Origin of the sequence: Flavobacterium granuli, from assembly GCF_900129705.1 — a bacterium.
In the GTDB taxonomy this organism is placed as follows: Bacteria; Bacteroidota; Bacteroidia; order Flavobacteriales; family Flavobacteriaceae; genus Flavobacterium; species Flavobacterium granuli.
In genome coordinates this window covers 330,830-354,110 of sequence record NZ_FQWO01000003.1, presented here as the reverse complement: position 1 = coordinate 354,110, position 23,281 = coordinate 330,830, and the positions used below count along the sequence as shown (strand labels likewise).

At 36.7% G+C, this 23,281-nt stretch carries 15 protein-coding genes; 10 read left to right on the top strand and 5 right to left on the bottom strand.

What is annotated here, in order from left to right; all coding sequences use genetic code 11:
* The first annotated feature begins 288 nt into the window (after window positions 1-288).
* The 10 genes from BUB25_RS06605 to nagA all read left to right on the top strand — a co-directional run bounded on the left by BUB25_RS06605 (window position 289) and on the right by nagA (window position 16,617).
* Window positions 289-3,720, top strand: coding sequence for a SusC/RagA family TonB-linked outer membrane protein (locus BUB25_RS06605; protein WP_170066888.1), 3,432 nt, complete (start codon window positions 289-291; stop codon window positions 3,718-3,720).
* Window positions 3,721-3,728: 8 nt separating this feature from the next.
* On the top strand, window positions 3,729-5,312 hold the full coding sequence (locus BUB25_RS06600; RefSeq protein ID WP_072942056.1) for a RagB/SusD family nutrient uptake outer membrane protein: 1,584 nt from the start codon (window positions 3,729-3,731) through the stop codon (window positions 5,310-5,312).
* 248 nt (window positions 5,313-5,560) lie between these two features.
* A complete protein-coding gene (locus BUB25_RS06595) occupies window positions 5,561-6,793 on the top strand; it encodes an ROK family transcriptional regulator (protein ID WP_072942053.1) in 1,233 nt (410 codons plus the stop codon).
* A 373-nt stretch (window positions 6,794-7,166) separates the two neighbouring features.
* Entirely contained in the window at window positions 7,167-8,087 is a 921-nt protein-coding gene (locus tag BUB25_RS06590) for a dihydrodipicolinate synthase family protein (protein ID WP_072942115.1), read from the top strand.
* 76 nt (window positions 8,088-8,163) lie between these two features.
* Window positions 8,164-9,297 carry a tRNA wybutosine-synthesizing protein 4 beta-propeller domain-containing protein gene (locus BUB25_RS06585; RefSeq protein ID WP_244533810.1) on the top strand — a complete coding sequence of 378 codons (1,134 nt, stop codon included), beginning with the start codon at window positions 8,164-8,166 and terminating at the stop codon, window positions 9,295-9,297.
* A gap of 74 nt (window positions 9,298-9,371) precedes the next feature.
* The gene (locus BUB25_RS06580; protein ID WP_072942047.1) at window positions 9,372-10,616 is read left to right on the top strand and encodes an MFS transporter; all 1,245 of its coding nucleotides are present in this window, start codon (window positions 9,372-9,374) and stop codon (window positions 10,614-10,616) included.
* A gap of 185 nt (window positions 10,617-10,801) precedes the next feature.
* Window positions 10,802-12,841 (top strand): GDSL-type esterase/lipase family protein, encoded by a 2,040-nt coding sequence (locus BUB25_RS06575; protein ID WP_244533809.1) that lies wholly within the window; start codon window positions 10,802-10,804, stop codon window positions 12,839-12,841.
* Window positions 12,842-12,940: 99 nt separating this feature from the next.
* Window positions 12,941-14,125, top strand: a complete 1,185-nt coding sequence (locus tag BUB25_RS06570) for an AGE family epimerase/isomerase (RefSeq protein WP_072942044.1) — start codon at window positions 12,941-12,943, stop codon at window positions 14,123-14,125.
* Window positions 14,126-14,274: 149 nt separating this feature from the next.
* On the top strand, window positions 14,275-15,420 hold the full coding sequence (locus tag BUB25_RS06565; protein WP_072942042.1) for a sialidase family protein: 1,146 nt from the start codon (window positions 14,275-14,277) through the stop codon (window positions 15,418-15,420).
* Window positions 15,421-15,498: 78 nt separating this feature from the next.
* Window positions 15,499-16,617, top strand: a complete 1,119-nt coding sequence (gene nagA / locus BUB25_RS06560) for an N-acetylglucosamine-6-phosphate deacetylase (RefSeq protein ID WP_072942040.1) — start codon at window positions 15,499-15,501, stop codon at window positions 16,615-16,617.
* Between the two features lie 101 nt (window positions 16,618-16,718).
* Here the strand turns inward: nagA and BUB25_RS06555 are convergent, their stop codons facing one another.
* The 5 genes from BUB25_RS06555 to BUB25_RS06535 form a co-directional block, all read right to left on the bottom strand.
* Window positions 16,719-18,404, bottom strand: a complete 1,686-nt coding sequence (locus BUB25_RS06555) for a sodium/sugar symporter (RefSeq protein WP_072942037.1) — start codon at window positions 18,402-18,404, stop codon at window positions 16,719-16,721.
* A gap of 150 nt (window positions 18,405-18,554) precedes the next feature.
* Window positions 18,555-19,568 carry a UDP-glucose 4-epimerase GalE gene (gene galE, locus BUB25_RS06550; protein ID WP_072942035.1) on the bottom strand — a complete coding sequence of 338 codons (1,014 nt, stop codon included), beginning with the start codon at window positions 19,566-19,568 and terminating at the stop codon, window positions 18,555-18,557.
* A gap of 81 nt (window positions 19,569-19,649) precedes the next feature.
* On the bottom strand, window positions 19,650-20,702 hold the full coding sequence (locus tag BUB25_RS06545) for a UDP-glucose--hexose-1-phosphate uridylyltransferase (RefSeq protein WP_072942033.1): 1,053 nt from the start codon (window positions 20,700-20,702) through the stop codon (window positions 19,650-19,652).
* A gap of 1 nt (window position 20,703) precedes the next feature.
* Window positions 20,704-21,873 carry a galactokinase gene (gene galK, locus BUB25_RS06540; RefSeq protein WP_072942030.1) on the bottom strand — a complete coding sequence of 390 codons (1,170 nt, stop codon included), beginning with the start codon at window positions 21,871-21,873 and terminating at the stop codon, window positions 20,704-20,706.
* Window positions 21,874-21,944: 71 nt separating this feature from the next.
* Window positions 21,945-22,946, bottom strand: coding sequence for an aldose epimerase family protein (locus BUB25_RS06535; protein WP_072942017.1), 1,002 nt, complete (start codon window positions 22,944-22,946; stop codon window positions 21,945-21,947).
* Window positions 22,947-23,281: the final 335 nt, after the last annotated feature.

The following is a 23,281-nucleotide window of genomic DNA, read 5'->3' as shown; positions in this document are numbered from 1 at the left end:
AATAAAGTTATTTTTTAATTAATAAATTTTTTTAATAACACATTCTTTTAATTAAATATTTTTATATATTTGTTTATTGTTTATAAACAAAAAACGTTTTAGTAAAGCTTTTTTAAAGCGTAATTCATCATTTATAAGTTCAAAAAAGAGACTAAAAAAAAATACTGCCATAATAATAGTAAAGAAAAGGTTCATCTAAACAAGCATGTAAAGACAGCTTTTAAAATGGCTAGAGAAATAAAAGAAACTGCGAAAACAAATTTATTATTAACAAACCATCAAAAAATTATGAAAATTTTTTCCAAAAACAAGCCCCGTAATTTATGGCAGGAATCACCAGCCTGGGGGACAACTAGACTAGCTACTGTTTTGCTAACAGCTCTATCGGTTCAGCTTTCGACAGCAGCTACTTCGGAAAAAGTAGTTTTATTTGAAAGTAACACTACTGCTAAAAAAGGCTTTGAGTCAGCAACAACCAGTTTATTTCAAAAGAAAGTTACAGGAAAAGTACTTGATGCGGATGGAAATCCAATCCCTGGAGCAAACATTATCGCTAAAGGAAGTTCTGCTTCGACACAAACGGATTTTAATGGTAATTTCACTATAGAAGTGCCAGACAATGTTACTAAACTGATTATCTCCTTCATTGGTATGGAGCAACAAGAAGTTACCATTGGAAAATCACCTATAACCGTAATTTTAAAGGAAACAGGACAAAGTCTGGACGAGGTTGTTGTCGTGGGTTATGGTACCATGAAGAAATCTAAAATAACCGGTTCCGTATCTAAACTTGACAACAAGGTATTAGAAACTGGAGTACGTTCCAATCCAGCCTCGGCTTTGGCGGGGACAATTCCAGGATTAAGAGTACAACAGGCTTCAGGAAGACCTGGCGCAGTAGCTTCTATCGTTTTACGTGGAGGAACTGGTTATACTGGGGGCGGTTCACCATTGGTAATGGTTGATGGTTTTTTAAGAGCCAGTTTTAGCGAAATCAATCCTGACGACATTGCTTCTATCGAAGTGCTAAAAGATGCTTCGGCCACTTCTATTTATGGTGCCAGAGCTGCCGGAGGGGTTATTTTGATTACTACCAAAAAAGGAAAAGCCGGTGTCTCAAACATCACCGTAAATACAAAACTAGGTATCAACACCCTAAATATTCCTTTTGAATTTTTAAATGCACAAGATTATTTGTATTGGTCCAGAAAAGCCATAGAAACTTCTGGTTCTTATGATCCAAGCCGCTTAAGTCAGTTAAACTCAACCGGTCCTTTTGGTACCGGAAACCTTTATAAAGATGGGTCCGGAAACATCCTTGATGGAAATAAAACATCAAATGCCGTATGGAGTCCTATGTTTAGAAGTCCTATAAATGAGGAACTATTGTCTCAAGGATGGCAAAGTATGATCGATCCCGTTCGTACAAACGCAGCAGGAGCTTATGATCCAAACGGAACCAATAAAGAAATTATTTTTAAAGATTTCAATTATAAAGATTACGCACTTCGACCTCAGGGTATAACCAAAGACCTGAATGTGTCTATGACTGGCGGTAACGACAAAGGAAGTTATTATGCAGGAATAGGTTCTTATAATGAAGAAGGTTTGCCTATTAACACCTTCTACAAAAGAATGACCTTTGTTTTAAATGGGGATTACAAAATAAAATCGTGGTTAACCTCGACTTCTGGTTTGAACTTTGCCACAGCCAAATGGAGAGATGCACAAACAAATAGTGAAGGTAATTATTTGACCCGCTCTTTAGGAGCACCTCCAACGATGAGAGGAACCAACGCCAACGGTGATTTATTGGTAGGCCGTGATTATCAAGATGGTAACCCACTTGTAAACGATGACAAGTTCATTCGTAAAAACCAAACCGATAAATTTACTATGTCTCAAGCATTTAAAGCCGATATATTAGAAAATTTAAGCTTTACAACTAAGGCTAACTGGTTTTATGACGAAGGTTTTTATGAGTCTTTCAATAAAGATTTTTTACAAAGTCCTAACAATTATAATAGAACCCGTTCATCAGCTGCTTCATTTGGTAGAACATTTAGTCAAACCTATAATGGTACCTTAAATTTCAACACTGATTTCTTGGGAAAACACCATGTAGATGCCATGATAGGTACGGAGTATTATGATACCTATTCCAACTCATTGTCAGCTTCTGGTTCAGGCGCTCCATCAGATGATTTTATGGATTTAGGTTTTACCAGCTCTGATAAAGACAAAAGATTTATTGATACGGGTCACAGCACCGAACGCATCTTATCTTTCTTTTCTCGTATCACCTATGATTACGATGATAAATACCTGCTAACGTTAACCGGAAGACGTGATGGATACTCTAAATTATTAAACAACCGTTGGGGTAATTTCCCGGGAGTATCTGTGGGTTGGAACATGCATAAAGAAAATTTCCTAAGCGATTCTAAAATAATTAATACACTGAAATTAAGAGCCAGTTATGGTCAAATTGGAAATTTGGCAGGTATTGGGCCATACTCATTACAAGGTTCTTATGGAGGCGGTAAATATGATGGAATTAATGGATTTCAATTGAACGGACTCCCGTTTCCTGATTTGTTATGGGAACGTTCTGAAACCTACGAATTTGGTTTAGACACCCGTTTGTTCAACAGATTAGATCTTGGACTTGCATATTATGACAAAAGAATTAAAGACAAAATCTCCAGCTTTTCTCTTCCTGCTACCTCAGGACTAACGTCTATTACAACCAACTTAGGTAGTATGCAAAGCAAAGGCCTTGAGGCGGAATTGAATTACAATGCCATTAAAACAACAAATTTTTCATTAAATTTTAATGCAAATGCGGCCTATAATACCAACAAAATATTAAAATTACCAAGCAATGGTTTAGAAAATAATAGAATTGGTGGAAGTCAGGTTTATGATAAAGATGGTAATTTAATTTGGGTTGGCGGTCTGCAAGAAGGTCAAGATCCAAACGTAGCTTATGCTTATGTTGCCGAAGGCATCATTAGAACCCAAGCTGAATTAGATACTTATGCTTTAACTATTAGAGATTTAATAGGTGCCAAAGTTTTAGTACATCCAAGCGTATTTAATGAGATGACTCCAGCTCAAAAAGCATTACATTTTCCTATTGCATTAGGTGATGTGAAATGGAAGGATGTCAACGGAGATGGTGTTATCAATAGTTATGACAGAGAGTATATGGGACGTACGGTACCTACAGTGACTGGTGGTTTTGGAATTAATGCCAAATGGAAAGGATTCTCATTTAGCTCTCGTTTTGACTACGCCTTAGGTCATGTTCAGTACGACGGCCCTAGAACTTGGTTCTTAAGTAATGCTCAAGGAACTTTTAACACCACACAAGATGTAAAAGACACTTGGACTCCTGAGAATCCAAATGCCAAATACCCAACCTACTACTGGGCCGATCAATTGTTTAAAAACAACACCTTCCGTACCTCAAGTATGTTCTATAACAAAGCCGATTATTTATCTTTCCGCGAAATCAGTTTGTCGTATTCATTACCTGCTGACCTATTGACAAAAGTAAAAATTGAAGGAGTTAAGTTTACTTTAACTGGGCAAAATTTAGGCTATTTGAGTAAATCAACTTTATTTACTCCAGAGGCTACAGATCAAGGGATAAATGTCACAGGAGGATATCCATTGCCACGTACAGTAGTTTTTGGTGTTCAAATTATTTTATAAAAAAAGATATGAAAAAGATAGTATTAGGAATTGCATTAGTAACGTTATCCTTAACGTTTAATGCTTGCGAAAAACTGGATTTAGCTCCAGAAGATTATTACGCTAGTGGAAGTTTTTGGAAAACCCCTTCCCAAGTGGATGGAGCGATGGTTGGATTACACCAGCAATTAAGAAATTATCAATTTACATTATTTAACCTAGGAGAATTACGAGGCGGAACATTAAGGGATGGCACCAGCTTTACAGGAACCGCATCTTTAAACGCAGGATCTATTGTTCGTCAGGACATAAGAGAATCCTCGCCTGGTATTTCTAGTTGGGCTGGATTTTATTCCGCCATCTTTCAGGTAAATAATTTTATTTATCAGGTAGAAAAAGCAGATTATTTATTGGCTAGCGACAAAAGTTATTATTTAGGTCAAGCCTATGGTTTAAGAGCTTTTTACTATTTTCAATTGTACCGAACTTATGGTCGTGTACCATTAGCAAAAGAACCTAAAGTAGCTATTAGCACACCAACAACGGCCGCAGACGCTTATTTGCCACGTACTGCAACTGAGAAAGAAACTTTAGACTTTATCAAAGAAGATGTGAACAAGTCGGTTGCAAGTTTTGCTGGAAATTATTCCACTAAAATGCAAAAAGCACAATGGTCACTGGGTGCATCGCAAATGCTACAAGCTGAAGTGTACTTATGGTCTGCCAAAGTTAAAATTGACGGCGCTGCACCTACAACTACAGCCGCTGATTTAGCCATTGCCAGAGCTGCTGTTGAAGCAGTAATCCCAAAATACAGCTTACAATCCAGTTTTGCCAATGTATTTAATTCTGCCGCTACAGCTGCAATTAAAGGAAACAACGAGATTATTTTTGCCATGAGATATGGTTTTGGTGAGGCAACTAATAACTACAGTCAATTTATTTATGCCATTACAGATCCGTTAAGCGGCTATGTTGACGACAAAGGCGTAGCTATTCCTGCCAGCGACCCATTAAAAGTAAATGGTGGTGGAACTATCATTCGTTATGAATACAAGTATGATTTGTACGCTAAGTACGATGCAGCAGATACCAGAGCCAATGTTACTTTCTTAAACTTTAACAAAGGAACAATAAAAGCTACAAACCTTCGTAAGTTCATTGGAACAGTCGTTGATGGCGCTCGTGTTTTCTCAGATGATTTTCCAGTGTATCGACTATCAGAAGCTATCTTAATGTTAGCCGAGATTAAAAACAAACAAGGTCAGGATCCATCTTCTGAAATCAATACTATCAGAACCCGTGCTTATGCTGGCGGTGGAGGTGTTGCTCCGGTATATGTAAATGGTTCATTTGAACAAAACGAATTGGCTATTTTTGCTGAAAGACAAAAAGAATTCGTAGCCGAAGGAAAAATTTGGTATGACTTACGTCGTATGCAAGATGCTTCCGGAAATCCTTTAGCTTTCCGAAAAGATTTACCACTAACTGGTGTATTGGATAATATTGCAGGTCAAAACCATAAATTGCTATGGCCTATAGACCTAGGAACTTTAACTAGTGATCAAACTTTAGGACTAGATGCTCAAAATCCAGGTTACAAGGGAACTTAATAGCATTTAAATGATAAAAAACCGACAAAGATTACTTTGTCGGTTTTTTTATTAAAACTTTATATCTTGAAATCTATTTTTGGTTTTTAAAACCCAAAAAACAATCCAACTATGTAAAATATTCCATTTATTTAAAACTTAAAGAAGCTTTGATTGGATAAGTATAAGATAATTTTTACATAATGATTTCAAAAAAATTATAGTAAGTTTGCGATTGAATACCTCTAAATATTTTAAACATAATAATAATGAGCTTAAAAGATTTATTAGACGCTAGTACTGACAACAGCCTTTCAGGCCAAAAATGGCAGATATTGAGACAATCAATAATAAAGCGCCTATTATCAACCGGCAATGCTACAATTGCTGAATTGGGTTCGGAATTACAATCCAGTGTTCCTACAGTAACCAAAGCAGTCAATGAATTACTGGCTGAGGGCTATGTGGTAGACATGGGAAAAATCACCAATAGTGGTGGGAGACGTCCTTCGCTATACAGTATCAATCCAACTTGCGCTTACTTTTTAGGTATTGAAGTAGGGAGAACAAGCATGTCCATTGGATTACAAAACATAAAAAGCGAATTTGTTAGCCTTGAACTGGGAACTTCTTTTATTTTAGAAAATACGCAAGAATCTCTCTTAGAATTATGTGCGTTGATTAACTCCTTCATAGAAGATAGCTTAGTCGATAAAAACATGATCATAGGAGCTTGTATCAACCTGTCTGGTCGTATTAATTCGATGGAAGGATTTAGTTATAATTTCTTTTTTAGCGAAAACAGACCTTTGACAGAAATTATTTCTGACCAACTGGGTTTGCCTGTGCGCTTAGAAAATGACACCAGAGCAATGGCTTTTGGCGAATACAGAGAAGGAGTTGTTGACGGAGAGCAAAATATAATCTATGTCAATTACAGCTGGGGTGTAGCAATAGGAATAATAACCGATGGTAAATTATATTACGGGAAATCAGGCTATTCAGGAGAATTTGGACACAGCACCATATTAGACAATGGAATTTTATGCCAATGTGGCAAATTAGGCTGTTTAGAAACTGAAATATCCGGCTGGTCTCTAGTGAATCAATTCAAGGAAGCCATAAAAGAAGGAAAACAATCCAAAATAGTCCTTGACGAAAACTCAAGCAGCCTGCAACATCATGCTATAATTGCGGGAGCATTAAATCTGGAAGACAATTTATGTGTTGAATTAGTCTCTAGGCAAAGTGAAAAAATGGGGCGTTATCTGTCTATTATTCTTAACATTTTTAATCCGGATCTATTAGTAATTGGAGGAGATTTCTCTCTATTGGGAGATTACACCTTATTACCCATTCAATCCGCTTTAAAAAAATATTCCCTGGGTTTAGTCAACAGAGACGTTAAACTAAAAAAATCCAGTTTAGGCCGTCGCGCCGGCGTTATTGGCGCTTGTTGTGTTGTGAAAGAAAAAATGTTATCCTCACTGATTAATAACTAAAATTTATTTTAACTTTTGTTATTAAAATAATTTAATAAATACTCTTTATTTATTAAATTATTTTGTATGTTTACAACTTAATAGTAAATGTATAGCTCCATAATTTTCAATTATTCTATTCTTTTGTTGTATCAATAGAAAAAACCGATTGAAGAAAACCCGATTTCTACTAAATTACTATTAAACGGATTCACTATTTCAATAGTATCAATCCTAGTAGTTCCGCTTTTAAATACTTTTTAAGCAAAACAACTCTGATACACTAATGCAAATTTAGATTCCTAAAATTTTCAATAAACAATTACCTATTAAAGTATCTAAAATTTAAATTTTAGACTCCATTAAAAACTAAAGTAAACTAAAAAAAATGACCATGAAAATCGAACATTTACAAGGACTTATCTCAGCACCATTTGCCCCTTTTAATGCCAACGGAAAAGTTGATGTTAACTTAATTGCTCCATACTACGAATTTTTAAAAAGAAATGGTGTTACTGGCGCCTTTATCAACGGATCAACCGGCGAAGGGGTATCTATTACAGTAGAAGAAAAAAAAGCCATTGCACAAGCTTGGGCTGATTGCAGCAATCATGATGCCGACTTTAAAGTAATGGTATTCCTGGGTGGAACTTGTCTTACTGATTGTATTGATTTGGCAAAACATGCTTACGAAATAGGATTATATGCTGTATCCCTAACCGCACCTTTTTACTTCAAACCGGCTAATGTAGATATGTTGGCTCAGGCTTGTATCGCCGTTGGTGAAAGCGTACCTAACATGCCTTTCTATTACTACCACATCCCGGTCTTGACAGGAGTAAATCTACCTATGTTTGATTTGGTAAAAGCCCTTGACGGCGTACTTCCAAATTTTGCCGGTATCAAATACACTCATGAAGATTTTATGGATTTCCAAAGTTGTATGAGCTATGAAAATGGCAAATTCGATATGCTTTGGGGGCGTGATGAAAATATGTTATCAGCACTTGTTTTAGGTGCCAAAGGAGCTGTAGGAAGCACTTTCAATTATGCTGCACCCTTATACTATGACTTAATTGATGCTTTTAATACTAATGATTTGGTTAAAGCGCGTGCGTTGCAACAAAAATCTATTGACATGATTCGTCTACTAGGTAAATATGGCGGAATCTCAGTAGGAAAAGCTTATATGAAAGTGGTTGGACAAGATTTGGGCGAATTCAGATTACCTGTCAAAAACATGAGCGCTGAGCAATTCGAATTATTCAAAAAAGATGTCGCTAGCTTGAATTTTGACGAATTCAAGTCAAAATAATCTATTTTGCACGTTTTATTTAAAAATAAAAACGATGACTAAATCTATTTTTTCTCTAATTTTTATATCGCTGATTATGTCTACAACTGACTCATTTTCTCAAAAAAAAGAGGTTAAGCATGTTGAATGGAAAACTGCTGCCCAATTGCAAAACCCGGACGGAAGTCTTTCAATAGGCTTTGCAGGAGCCATCAACGGTATCAGTAACGACGTATTGCTTGTAACGGGTGGCGCTAATTTCCCTGATAAAATGCCATGGGAAGGAGGAAAAAAAAGTTATTCTAAAACAATTCACGTATTACAAAAATGTGGCGATACTTTTTCTTGGATTGCAGCAGTAAAAAGTACTTTAGCGGAACCTATCGCCTATTGTGGAACAACTTCTACTGACTTAGGCGTGGTATATGTGGGTGGAGAAAATGAAAATGGACTTTCCAATAAGAGCTATATATTGAAATGGAATGCGGCTACAAAAGAGGTGGAAACAAAATCGTTGCCTAATTTCCCTTTGGCTATTGCCAATATAGCGCTTACACACATAGACAATGTGGTCTATGCCGTAGGTGGCGACGAAGCCACAAAATCCTCTGATTATTTTGCCAGTCTTGATCTAAACGAAGCAAATCCAGAGTGGAAGACATTGCCTAAACTACCTTTGGCTTTAGCCAATTCAGTTGCAATTGCTCAAAAAGGTAAAAATGGAACTAACATTTATGTTGTAGGCGGAAGAACAAAAACGGCTTCAGGAATAAGCGATTTACATAATACTACTTTTGTTTTTGATCTGAAAAATCAGCAATGGAAAAGTGTCGCCCCTATATCCGATGGAAAAAACACCACTAATTTTTCGGCCGGAGCCGGAGTAGCTGTTGGGAATCATTCCGTTTTAATCGTTGGCGGTGATAATGGAGAAATTTTTCATCAAATTGAGACTTATCTATCCCAAATTGCCCAAGCCGAAGCCCCTGAGCAAAAGACGGAGCTCATCGCCAAAAAGAATAAACTAGTTACCAATCATCCCGGATTTTACAATGGTATCTTACTATACAATACCCTAACAGATCAATGGAAAAAAATAGGCGAATTGCCATTTCTTCCTCATGTTACAACACCAGCGGTGCTATGGGATAAAAAAATAATCTTATCAAACGGAGAAATAAAACCCGGAATTCGCACCCCAGATATAATGTTAGGAACCCTAAAAAAATAAAACAATTCTGGTTTCTGTGTGATGCTTTCTTTAAAAGCTGTTGCACAACAACTGATAAATAAAGCAGATTAAACATGAAAAATTCAAAATATTATCCTTGGTTTGTCGTAGGCCTACTCTGGTTTGTTGCCTTGCTAAACTATATGGATCGCCAGATGCTGGCAACGATGCGTCCTTCGATGGAGACTGATATTCCAGAACTGCTTTCAGGTGAGAATTTCGGGCGTTTAATGGCCATATTTCTTTGGATTTATGCCTTAATGAGCCCTATATCAGGTATCATAGCTGACAAATTCAACAGAAAATGGTTAATTGTAGGTAGCCTTTTTGTATGGTCAGCGGTTACTTATGCCATGGGATTAGCAACGACCTATAATCAGGTATATTGGTTAAGAGCGCTTATGGGCGTTAGCGAAGCCATATATATTCCGGCTGGTTTATCACTTATAGCCGATTACCATCAGCAAAAAACAAGATCACTCGCCATCGGTATTCACATGACCGGGCTTTATGTGGGATCGGCCTTAGGAGGCTTTGGAGCAACCATAGCTGCTACATATTCCTGGCATACTACTTTTCACTATTTCGGAATAGCGGGTATTATATATGCTGTTGTTTTGGCTTTTTTATTACAAGAGAAAAAAACTGTAGAAGAAAAAACCATCGACCTAAATATTGTTACATCTGGCGAAAAGCCATCTGTTTTTCAAGGTTTGGCATTATTATTTACCAATATTTCTTTTTGGATTATCTTATTTTATTTCGCCATCATAAGTTTACCGGGTTGGGCTACCAAAAACTGGCTGCCTACCCTATTTTCTGATAACTTAGGAATTCCAATGGAACAGGCGGGTCCGCTGGCCACCATCACCATCTCATTCTCGTCTTTATTGGGAGTTATTTTTGGCGGTATTTTATCGGATAGATGGGTGCAGAAAAATGTTAAAGGCAGGGTTTACACCAGCGCCATTGGTTTAAGTCTGACCATTCCGGCTTTATTATTGATTGGTTTTGGAAATTCACTATATCATGTCGTTGGAGCAGGACTTTTCTTTGGTATTGGCTACGGAATGTTTGATGCTAATAACATGCCTATCCTTTGCCAATTTGTTTCATCAAAATACAGAGGAACTGCTTATGGTGTTTTAAATATGACCGGAGTGGCTTGTGGTGCTTTAGTAACCTCATTGCTTGGTAAATCATCGGACAGTGGCGATTTAGGCTATGGTTTTGCATTAATGTCGGGAATTGTTTTAATCGCCTTGGTTGTTCAGATCAGTTTTTTACGTCCGAAAGTGAATGACTTTGTTGATGCATAAAATTCTCAAAACATAGTATAACTACTATGTTTTTATAAATTGTTTGGTTTTGGTTGGTTTTTATCCGTTGAGGCGAAATTAATATATTTCGTCTCAGCAGATAAATTGTAAAAACACTTTGATATATTAAGATGATGAATCATTTGAAGAAAAATCCTCTCTTACTATTTTTTATAATTTCTATAATGATAGGGTTTGATGCTATTGCACAAAAGACCGCTATCAAGGTGGCTTGTATCGGCGATTCTGTAACGGCCGGTTACCTTTTGGCTAATCCAACCACTGATTCCTATCCGTCCCAACTTCAAGTTTTAATGGGAGAAAATTATGAGGTTAAAAATTTTGGTTATAGTGGAGCCACTCTTTTGAAAAAAGGCCATAAACCTTATTATAAGACCAAAGAATGTGCCGATGCCATTGCATTCAAACCGGATATTGCCATTATTCATTTGGGTTTAAATGATACCGATCCCAGAAATTGGCCTAATTACAACGATGATTTTGATGCCGATTATGCTTGGTTATTGGATACCTTAAAGAAACAAAATCCGGACGTAAAATTATACATCTGTAGAATGACGCCTATCTTCAATGAACATTCCCGCTTTAAATCGGGAACCAGAGATTGGTATTGGCAAATTCAATCCCATATTAGCAATATTGCCAAAGCGAATCAAGTGGGTTTAATTGACTTACACGAAAAATTATATGCTCGCCCGGATCTTTTTCCCGATGCCTTACATCCAATAAAAGAAGGGGCGGCAATTTTGGCTCAGACCGTTTATGGAAATATTACAAAAGATTTTGGCGGATTGAAACTGGCTGCTGTTTTCTCTGATAATATGGTTTTGCAACGCAATCAGCCCATTCCAGTTTATGGAACTGCCAATAGCGGCGATGTAGTGGAAATAAGCTTTAACCAACAAAAAAAGAACGCAATAACGGATAAATACGGAAAATGGAAAGTTACTTTTCCTGCCATGGTTCATGGTGGTCCTTATGAAATGAATATTCTATCTAAGACGAAAAACATTGTTCTAAAGAATATTTTGCTTGGCGATGTCTGGTTCTGTTCTGGCCAATCCAACATGGCTTTTCAGCTTAAAGAATCTGAAAACGGAAAGGAAGAAATAAAAAAAGCGATTCAAAATTCGAACCTCCGTTTATTGAATTTTAAAGCTATTAAGGAAACTGATAACGCGGCCTGGGATCCCCTATCATTGGAAAAAACCAATCAATTGGAATTCTTTTCCGGTAATTGGACTAGTTGTGATTCTTTAACTGCGAAAGATTTTTCGGCAATTGCCTATTATTTTGGTAAAAATATCGCCCATGAAGAAAATGTCCCAGTCGGTTTGATACAGCTTGCCGTTGGCGGATCTCCGATAGAATCCTGGATTGACCGTTACACATTGGAACATGACGATAAAGTGATTGATCTATTGACCAATTGGCGCAAATCAGATTTCTTTATGCCTTGGGTTAGAGAACGCGCCGACGTAAATTTGAAAAACGCAACCAATACCAAACAGCGTCATCCTTATGATCCTTGTTATAATTTTGAAGCAGGTGTAAAAAACTTTACCCAATTCCCTATAAAAGGAGTGATTTGGTACCAAGGAGAAAGTAACGCACATAATATTGAATTATACGAACATCTGATGCCGCTAATGGTGAAAAGCTGGCGCAAAGCCTGGGGAAGTAATTTCCCGTTCTATTACGTACAATTATCCGGTATCGACCGTCCGTCATGGCCGGCATTTAGAGACGCACAAAACAGAATTCAAAAACAAATCCCAAACAGCGGCATGGCCATTAGTATGGATTATGGCGATATTTCTAATGTGCATCCCCTTAAGAAAAAGGAAGTGGCCGATCGTTTGGCGCTCCTGGCATTGCGCTATACCTATGGAAAATCAGTTACTGCAAATGGTCCATCGCCTTTGAAAGCGGTACAAAAAGATAATACAATCGTTGTTTCATTTGCCTTTGCAAAACAATTGGCAACCTCAGATAAAAAAGAATTAATCGGTTTTGAATTAGTAACCGATAAAGGAAATCATATTCAAAGTAAAGCTACAATTATAAAAAACCAAGTGCATATCAATATCCCTAAAGGAGAAAAAATAAGGGCGGTTTTATATGCTTGGAAACCTTTTACCACTGCCAATTTGGTAAACGAATCCGCTTTGCCCTGTTCGACATTTAAATTAGAACTAAATTAAGATCAATAAATACGCATTCGTAAGAATGTTTCGACAACATAAAAAAATTAAAATAAGCAGATAGTTGTTTTAAAAACAGTCTATAAAATACTTAAAAAAATGAGCTATTCAAAAACAGATCTCCAAAACCTCAAAGAGTTTTATCAAAATCAGTTAGTAAATGACACAGTGCCTTTTTGGTTTCCTCGTTCTATTGATACTGAATTTGGTGGTTATTTATTAATGCGCGATCAGGACGGAAGTTTGATTGACGACGATAAAGCAGTTTGGATACAAGGCCGGGCCGCTTGGTTATTGGCCACACTTTACAATACTGTCGAACCAAAAAAAGAGTGGCTCGAAGGTTCTAAAGTAGGTATCGATTTTTTAAACAATCATTGTTTCGACACCGACGGACAAATGTTCTTTCACGTTACTCGTGACGGACAGCCGATACGCAAACGCCGTTATTATTTTTCAGAAACCTTTGCGGTAATCGCCATGTCAGCCTACGCAAAAGCAAGCGGAGACGAAGCTGCGGCCGAAAAAGCGCGTTATTTATTCGGGAAATGTATCGAATATTCCAGTACGCCGGGTTTGTTGCAGCCCAAATTTATGCCAACCCGCCCGTCAAAAGGAATCGGAGTGCCGATGATTATGATGAATACGGCCCAACAATTAAGAGAAAACATAGGAGATCCGCGTTGCGACGAATGGATTAGCAAATGGATTGCCGAAATTGAGCGCGATTTTGTAAAAGACGACATCAAATGCGTAATGGAGCAAGTGGCACCAGACGGTTCCATCATTGACCACATAGACGGAAGAACCTTGAATCCCGGACATGCCATTGAAGGAGCTTGGTTTATTTTGCACGAGGCCAAATACAGGAATAATGATCCTCACTTGATTGCACTGGGCTGCAAAATGCTGGATTATATGTGGGAACGCGGCTGGGATAAAGAAGATGGCGGTATTTTATATTTCCGCGATGTCTATGACAAACCGGTACAGGAATATTGGCAGGACATGAAGTTCTGGTGGCCGCATAACGAAGTCATTATTGCAACACTTCTTGCTTACACAATGACCGGCGACGAAAAATACGCAAAATGGCACAAAATGGTGCATGATTATGCGTACGGGAAATTTCACGATGCAGCAAATGGAGAATGGTTTGGTTACTTACATAAAGACGGAACTATTGCCCAAACGGCCAAAGGAAACATGTTCAAAGGACCTTTTCATTTACCAAGACAAGAATGGTATTGCGTACAAATTCTAAATGAGCATCTCAACAAATAATTTTAAATATATTGGTAAAAATTACTCAAAATGTCATTTCAAAAATTTTCTGTACATACAAATCGAACAAAATGTATTAGAAATCATTTATGACAATAATTTTACTCAATAACAAAAAATATAAAACAACCTTAAAATCTATTTTTATCATGAAAAGAATTTTTATATCGCTAATGTTAGTTACTGCAATGGGACTTTCGGCTCAAAATACAACCCACAAAATAGCAGATGGGGTGATTACTCATCAGGATCTTTTTAATACAACCATGGTTGAAGGCGTGTCCTGTTTTAGAATCCCGTCTATAGTTACCGCTCCAAATGGTGATCTTATTGCTGCCATTGATGAACGTGTTCCTAACTGCGGTGATTTAAACCGAAGCGGTGATATTAATATTGTTGTAAGACGAAGTGCCGACAATGGTAAGACTTGGTCTGGAATTGAAACGGTAGTTAATTTTCCAATGGGACTATCAGCTTCAGATCCTTCTATGATTGTAGATAGAGATACGAAAGAAATTATTCTTTTCTATAATTACATGGATTTTGAAAAAGAAAGAGACATTTATTATTTACATGTAGTTAAAAGCAAGGACAACGGAAAAACTTGGAGTAAACCAGAAGACATTACAAGCCAAATTGCAAAACCAGAATGGCATAAAGACTTTAAATTCATCACTTCAGGTCGCGGAATTCAAACTAGAGACGGGAAACTTTTACATACTTTAGTGAATCTGAGTAAAGGTCTATTCATTTTCGGAAGTGATGACCATGGTAAAACTTGGTACTTTATTGATACTCCAATAAAGCCAGCTGATGAATCAAAAATTATTGAATTAGCAGACGGAACTTGGATGGTTAATTCAAGGGTAAATGGTGGAAAAATGCGTTATGTACATACTTCATCAGATAAAGGAAAATCATGGACAAGTAAGCCAGAGCCTGCGCTGATTGATCCAAGTTGTAATGGTAGTATTATTAGATACACCGCAAAAGCGGATGGTTATGATAAAGACCGAATCATTTTCTCGAATGCAAAAATGGAAAAAGGGCGTATGAATTTGAACGTTCGTATCAGTTATGACGAAGGTAAAACATGGTCAGAAGGAAAAACTATTTATCCAGGAAGTTCAGCCTATTCTTCGCTTACTGTATTGAAAAATGGAGACATCGCCGTGTTTTTTGAAAAAGATGAGCATACTAAAAATGAGTTTGTAAGCTTTTCTTTAAAATGGCTTACTGATGGAAAGGACAAATTCAAAAAGGCATCTAAAAAAAGAAAAAATATAAAAAAATAACATTCATTAGTCCTCCATAAATTCTAAATTCATGGAGGATTTATTTTTTTAAAAAATTAATTTAAAAAACCAAATAAAATGAAACAAGCTCTTATTAATGCTGCCGTGCATACTGGAGATGAGATCATTGACAACGGAGTTATTATTATAGAAAACGGAAAAATTCTTTCGGTTCAAAAAGAAATCCCAACCGATATTAAAACAACAGACCTGAAAGGAAATCATGTTTCGGCCGGATTTATCGATATTCAAATTAACGGGGGAGAACACTATTATTTCAGTGAATATCCAAATGAAAAAACCATTCAGGATATTCATGATTCCAGTTTAAAATACGGTACCACCCACACCCTGCCCTGCTTAATTTCGTCTTCAAATGAAACGATTCTTCAGGGAATTGAAGCCGTACGAAATTATAAGGAAAAATACAAAAACGGAGTACTAGGAATGCATTTAGAAGGCCCTTTTCTAAATCCTCTAAAACGCGGCGCACACAGCCTAAATCAGGTTCGTAAACCAACGAATTCTGAATTGGAAGAAATCATCCGTTATGGCAAAGATGTGATAAAAGTCATCACCATTGCCCCGGAATGTTTCACCGATGAACAACTGGACATGCTATTGGAAAGCGGCATTGTCATCTCGGCGGGACATTCGACCATGACCTATAAGGAAGCGCAATATTATTTTTCAAAAGGGATTAAACTGGTAACACATTTATTCAATGCCATGACGCAGTTTGGTCATCGTGAACCGGGATTGGTTGGCGCCACTTTCGAAAACGAAGCTGTCTATGCACCGCTTATTTTGGACGGTGCCCATTGTGATTATGCCGCAGCAAGATTGGCCTACAAATTAAAGAAAGATAAATTCTTTTTGATTAGCGATGCGGCCTTTTTAGGTCGAAAAGTGGAAAATTTCAAATGGGAAAACTTTGATGCGCATCTCGAAAACGGTTTTTACAGAAACGAAGAAGGCAATTTGGCCGGCGCGAGTATTTCGATGCTGGAAGCCGTGCAAAATGCTTTTAATCATCTCCATGTATCTGCTGATGAAGCCATCAAAATGGCAACTTCGCGCGTTGCAAGTGCCATCAATATGGAAAATCAAATTGGTAAAATAAAGGCCGGATATCCAGCCTGTTTTGTTCAATTCAACGATGATTTATCGGTAATAGAAACCTTGAATTTCAATTAGATTTTAACTAAAACAGATTCAAAACGCTTCATTTATAGAATAAAAAAAGTGCGATTAAATTCCTTTAATCGCACTTTTTTTTATTCTATAAAACTTTCTGTTTACCAGAATTTCACATACAAAGCAGCAATAATCAGCAATGTTATTACAATTAGTACCGTAGTTTGCGGTTTTAATTTAAACATTTCTGTATCTAATTCGAATGCTTTAGGGTTTACTTTTGGTCCGGCAAAACTCACTACAATCATCAGCAACATAGTAAAGAAAAAGGACAATCCCATACAGATAAGAAACGGTATTTCGAATCCGCCTTTACCGTTAGAATAAGCGGTATATAAGAAAGTTTCGTTACCCAATACTGCCGGCGCCATTTCATTAAAGAAAACTGATAAAAAGAATCCGGCCAAAACTCCTACTACTGCAGCAGCTCCGGTAGTTCTTTTCCAGAACATTCCAAGGAAAAACATAGCGAAAACACCAGGGCTAATAAAGCCTGTATATTTTTGAATATAAGTGAATCCACCTACACTGCCTATTCCTAAAGTGTCATCCCAAGTAAATAAAATGGCAAGAAATATTGCTGCAAAAATAGCAAATCTTCCAATATTCACCAGTTGTTTATCACCAGCGGTTTTCTGAATGTATTTTTTGTGTATGTCTAAGGTATAGATAGTAGAAATACTGTTTACTTTACCTGCCAAAGAGGCAACAATAGCGGCAGTCAAAGCTGCAACTGATAATCCTTTTAGACCTGTAGGCAAAAAGGTCAAAACTGCTGAATAGGCACCGTCTTTTCCTCCCACTAACTGAGGTAAATGCCCATTAGTATACAAAACATAAGCGGCAATACCCGGCAACATTACAATGATTGGCATCATTAATTTTAATATTCCCGCAAACAAAATTCCCGTACGGGCCGTTTGTAAATCAGCACCCAAAGCTCTTTGGGTGATGTATTGGTTGCAACCCCAATAATTCAAATTAATAATCCAAATACCGGCTAAATAAGCCATTACACCTGGAAAAGTAAGGTATTTGTTAATCTCCAGTTGAGAAGATGCAGCTGTTGGCTCAGGAATAATCATTTTAAAATGTTCCGGTGCTTCGTTCAATAATACTTTAAAACCAGCAATAGCATCCTGACCAAAACCAAAACGCTCTCCAACGGTAGTCAAAGCAATATAAGAGGTCACTAAACCACCAATAATTAATACCGCAACCTGAATTACATCTGTATAGGCCACAACCTTCATACCGCCCAAAGAAATAATTAGAGCAAAAGCGGCCAATCCTATCATAATAAAATGCAGGTATTCTCCGCCTGCCATTCCGTTAATGGCCACAGCTCCTAAATATAAAATAGAGGTCAGGTTGACAAATACATAGAGGAACAACCAAAACACAGCCATAATCAAAGCTGTTGACTCGTTGTATCTGGTTTTTAAAAACTGAGGCATGGTGTAAATCTTGTTTTTAAGATATACAGGAATAAACCAAACTGCCACTATAATTAACGCAATAGCAGCAACCCACTCATAAGCAGCAACAGCAATTCCGAGGAAAAATCCTTCTCCACTCATCCCAATAAACTGCTCAGCAGAAATATTAGAAGCAATTAATGAGGCTCCAATTGCCCACCAAGTTAATGTCCCTTCTGCCAAAAAGTAAGCTTTGGCATCGTGTTCATCTTTTTTTCGTTTACGATAAATAGTGTAACCATAGGAAGACACTACAATAAAATAAATAATAAATACTGCGTAATCAGCAAAAGCAAGGTTTTGGTTCATGTGTAAATAGTTTTTGTATAAATAATAAGCATCAATGCATTTGTAGTACGTGAGCTATTTAATGCATTTGGCTTTAAATTTGGTTTTTATGTTAAAAGTACTGACTGCCCTAAAGGCCTTAAAATGACTTTTCAAAATCAAAGGAATCCTTTATCCTCTAATCTTTTGCTCCCATTTCCAAGCACTTGCTATTGATTCTTCCAAAGTAGATTTGGCTTTCCATCCCAAAATCTTGTTGGCTTTATCAGTATTGGCGTAAGCTTCTGTAATATCACCTTCTCTTCGAGGAACAATTTTATAGGGTAATTTTTTACCGCTTACTTTCTCAAAAGCGTGAATTACTTCTAAAACAGAACTTCCTTTACCCGTCCCCAGATTAAAAGTCTCCACCTTATTCTCATTTTTTTTGTTTACTAATCTTTGTAAAGCAATAACGTGGGCTTTAGCCAAATCAACCACATGAATATAATCGCGAATCGCTGTTCCATCAGCAGTAGGATAATCATCTCCATAAACTGATAAAACATCACGCAAACCAAAACCAGTTTGGGTAATAAAAGGCACCAAGTTTTGCGGAACTCCAATAGGCAATTCCCCTATTTCGGCTGATGGATGTGAACCAATCGGATTAAAATAGCGCAACAAAATGGCATTAATCCCGCTCACTTTTGCAACATCAGTAATGATCTCCTCACCAATTTGTTTGGTATTTCCATAAGGAGACATTGCTATTTGAATGGATGCATTTTCTGTAATAGGCATGGTTTCGGCCTGACCGTAAACGGTGCAGGAAGAACTAAAAATAAAATTAGCCTCTTGTTTTTGTTCCAATTCCTGAAGCAAATAAATCAAGGCGCTGATATTATTTTCATAATACAACAAAGGATTTTCAACACTCTCGCCCACTGCCTTTGAAGCGGCAAAATGGATGACTCCTTTAATATCTTGATATTTCTTGAAAAAATCCTGAACAGACGATTTCTCTCTCAAATCCAGCTTTTCTAAAATAGGCATCTTACCGGTAATCGCTACTATCCCTTTCAAAACTTCTTCGGAAGAATTAGAAAGATTATCGATGATGACAACTTCAAAGCCTTCATTTTGTAATTCGACAACCGTATGGGAACCAATGAAACCTAAGCCTCCTGTAACTAATATTCTCATCGTTTATTTTTTTTAGTTAATCATAGAAACCATCCCCTTTTTAACTTTTAAAAAAACGAGACGGTCTAAATTAATATTCCTTTATTTTTGATCTTTGTAATGAATCCCAGATTGAGATCTTAATATTTCGGCACTTTTTTCGGGTGTGATATCTCTTTGTGATTCGCCCATCATCTCATAACCTACCATAAATTTTTTGACCGTTGCCGATCGCAATAAAGGCGGATAAAAATGCATATGGAATTGCCATTCCGGATGCGCTATTCCGTCTGTTGGCGCCTGATGAATTCCTGACGAGTAAGGAAATGAGGTTTCAAAAAGGTTATCATAGCGTATAGTCAGTTCTTTCAAAATTGTAGCAAAGGCTGTTACCTCATCCTGGCTAAAATCAGTTATTTTTTCCAAATGACGCTTCGCAATTATCATGGTTTCATAAGGCCAAATTGCCCAAAAAGGAACCAAAGCCACAAAATGCTCATTTTCAATTACAATGCGTTCCTTTAGTTTTAACTCCTGCTGCAAATAATCCAACAAAAGATTACTTTTGTGCTTATCAAAATACGCTTTTAGATTATTCTGGGTTTTCTCCACTTCGGTTGGCAATGAGGATTGTGCCCATATTTGTCCGTGCGGGTGCGGATTGCTACAGCCCATCACACTTCCTTTATTTTCAAAAATCTGAACATGATTGATGTAATCAATTTTGCCCAAATCAGTATACTCTCTTTGCCAGGTAGCAATCACATCTTCGATGGATGCAACCTCCATTTGTGGTAAAGTCAGATTGTGTTTTGGCGAAAAACAAACCACTCTGGAAATCCCCCTTTCAGGTTGAGCCTTGAAAAAAGTTTCTTCTTTACTATCCTCAAAAGCAATTTCTTCCTGTTTTAAAGCAGCAAAATCATTCTCAAAAACAAAACTCTTTTCATAAGCCGGATTCAGCTCTCCATTGACGCGCACATTTCCCGGGCACAAATAGCAAGTGGGATCATATTCCGGTAAAGAATCAGACGGCAGCACTTCATTTTGCCCTTGCCAAGGTCGTTTTGATCGGTGCGGAGAAACTAAAACCCATTCGTTAATTAACGGATTATAGCGTCTGTGAGGGTCTTCGTTGATATCAAATTTTCTCATTTTAATTCTGGGTGTAAAGTGATGTTCCGTTTCCTATTTTTACATCATAAATTTTCAATTCTATGCCAAAGGCATCCATATACAATTGAGTCAATTTCTTCTTAATTTCATCCTCATGTCCTTTTTGGATTAAATTAATGGTGCAACCGCCAAAACCGCCTCCCATTAATCGGGAACCTACCACTGATTCTTCCGTTTTTAAGGTATTGACCAAAAAGTCCAATTCGGCACAACTTACCTCATATTCCGAAGATAAACCTTCGTGAGTTTCAAACATCAATTGTCCAAGGCCTTTAATGTCGCCCTGGTCCAAAGCCTCACAAGCTTTGATGACTCTGTTTATTTCGTTTACAACAAAATGACTTCTCTTAAAAACGTCATCGCTCATCTTATCTCTTAAACTCAAAACTTGCGTTTCGGTACAATCTCTATAACTATTCACTTCAGGGAAATGATTTTTAATGATTGCCAATCCTGTTTCGCATTCTTCCCTTCTTTTATTGTATGCCGATGTAAACAAGGAATGCTTTACATTACTGTCAAATAAAATCAGTGAATAATCACTAAAATCAGCCTCATGGTATTCGAATTCTAATGTTCTGCAATCAATTTTTATGACTTTATTTTCAACTCCCATAACACTCGAGAACTGATCCATAATGCCACAATTGATACCCACCCAATGCTCTGACTTTTGTCCCATAAGGGCAATATCGATTGGTTTAATATTCAAATTGAAAAGTTCGTTTATTCCAAATAAAAAACCGCATTCCAATGCTGCCGAAGAGGATAAACCGGAACCCACAGGAATATTACTGCTAAAAACACAGTCGAAACCTTCGAATTCAAAATCGTTAATTTTCAATTGATTGATAATCCCGCGAAGGTAATTAGTCCACACTTTTTCGTCTAACTGTGGAGTTTCGCTAAGATTAATTTCAAATTCATCTTCAAGATCAATGGCAATCATTTTAGAGCTATTAGTATTATTTTTCCTAAAAGCAAAACATATTATTTTATCAATCGCCGCAGGCAAAACATAGCCGTCATTATAGTCTATGTGTTCGCCAATTATATTTATCCTTCCCGGTGAAAGTACTACTTTTTCAGGTGATGAACCAAAAATATTTTGGAAATAGGCTGTCGTTTTATTTATTAAAACTTCATTCATTATCTTGGGGTTTCTAAGAGTTTTTATTTACTTTAAATTATCGCATAAAAAACGAATCAGATTGATGAAATCTATTCGAATTTATATCTTGTTTTCTGATGATAGCTTGCTTCTTTTTTCAAAATAGCAGTAGGAAAATGCCCTTGATTGGGAGCGTCAGGAAAATTTTGTGTCTCAAAACATATTCCACTTAATGCATGATACACGGCTTCCTCTTTCCCCTTTATGTCTTCACAACCGCCACCCACATAAATATGAACTGCAGGCTGATCAGTATAAACGGTCATTTTTAAATCATTGGCCTTATTAAAAAGTGCGGCCGCAAATTCATTTTTGTCTTCCAAAACAAAAGTATCGTCAATATTAGAAGGACATTTTTTAGCCGTTTTATAATCGAATGCGCCATTTGCCAGCTCTAAAAATTTCCCTGTCGGAATATTATCATTTGTTTTCTCCAATATTTTGGATGAATTTACAATTAAATCCTGATCAGAAATAGTTGATTTGTGACCGTCGAGATTAAAATAACTGTGATGCGTCAAGTTGACCACCGTATCTTTAGTAGTGTTAGCCAGATATTCAATAATTAGTTCGTTGTCCTCGGATAAAGTATAAGTCAAGCTTACAGATAATTCCCCCGGATAATTTTCCTCTTTATCAGGACTAACATAAGATAGACTTACCGATGGATTTTCACCTTGGGTTTGCTTTTCTAACTTCCACAGTTTTTGGCTAAAATTATGAATTCCGCCATGCAGTGAATGTCCATTATTGTTTTTGTTCAAATGAAAAGCCTCGCCATTCAGATTAAATTCTCCTTTATTAATTCGTCCTGCAAATCTTCCTACAGTTGACCCAAAATAAGGTGCTCCTGCCAATTCAAATGATTTCATATATGACGCTAAAGTATCAAAACCCAAAACTACATCTACTAATTCACCTTCCTTATTGGGAACTTTTAAGGATGTTATGGTAGCACCATAATTGATTACCTTTAATTTCATCCCTTTTTCGTTAATCAATTCAAAAGAATTAACAACTTGCCCATCAGGCAATAAACCAAATAATTCCATTATATAATTAACTTTAAAATACGATATTAGCTTTATTTTTTATCTTTATTTATTAAATTCTGAAAATCAAAAGTAAAACAAAGCAATAAAAACACGTACCGGTACCTACCAGTTTTTTTTATAAAAAAAAGAGCAATCCAAATCCTGTGACTTCAAAACAGTATTAACCTTACGGGATTCGACAAAAAAAGACAGTTTTTACATAGAATATAAAAGAATATTTAAACTGTTTATTACTGATTAGAACAAAAAAATACCCTTATAAATTTTACACAAATTCATAAGGGTATTTTTTATTTTGGGTTTGAGAAAGACAAACTTTATAAAAGTAATTC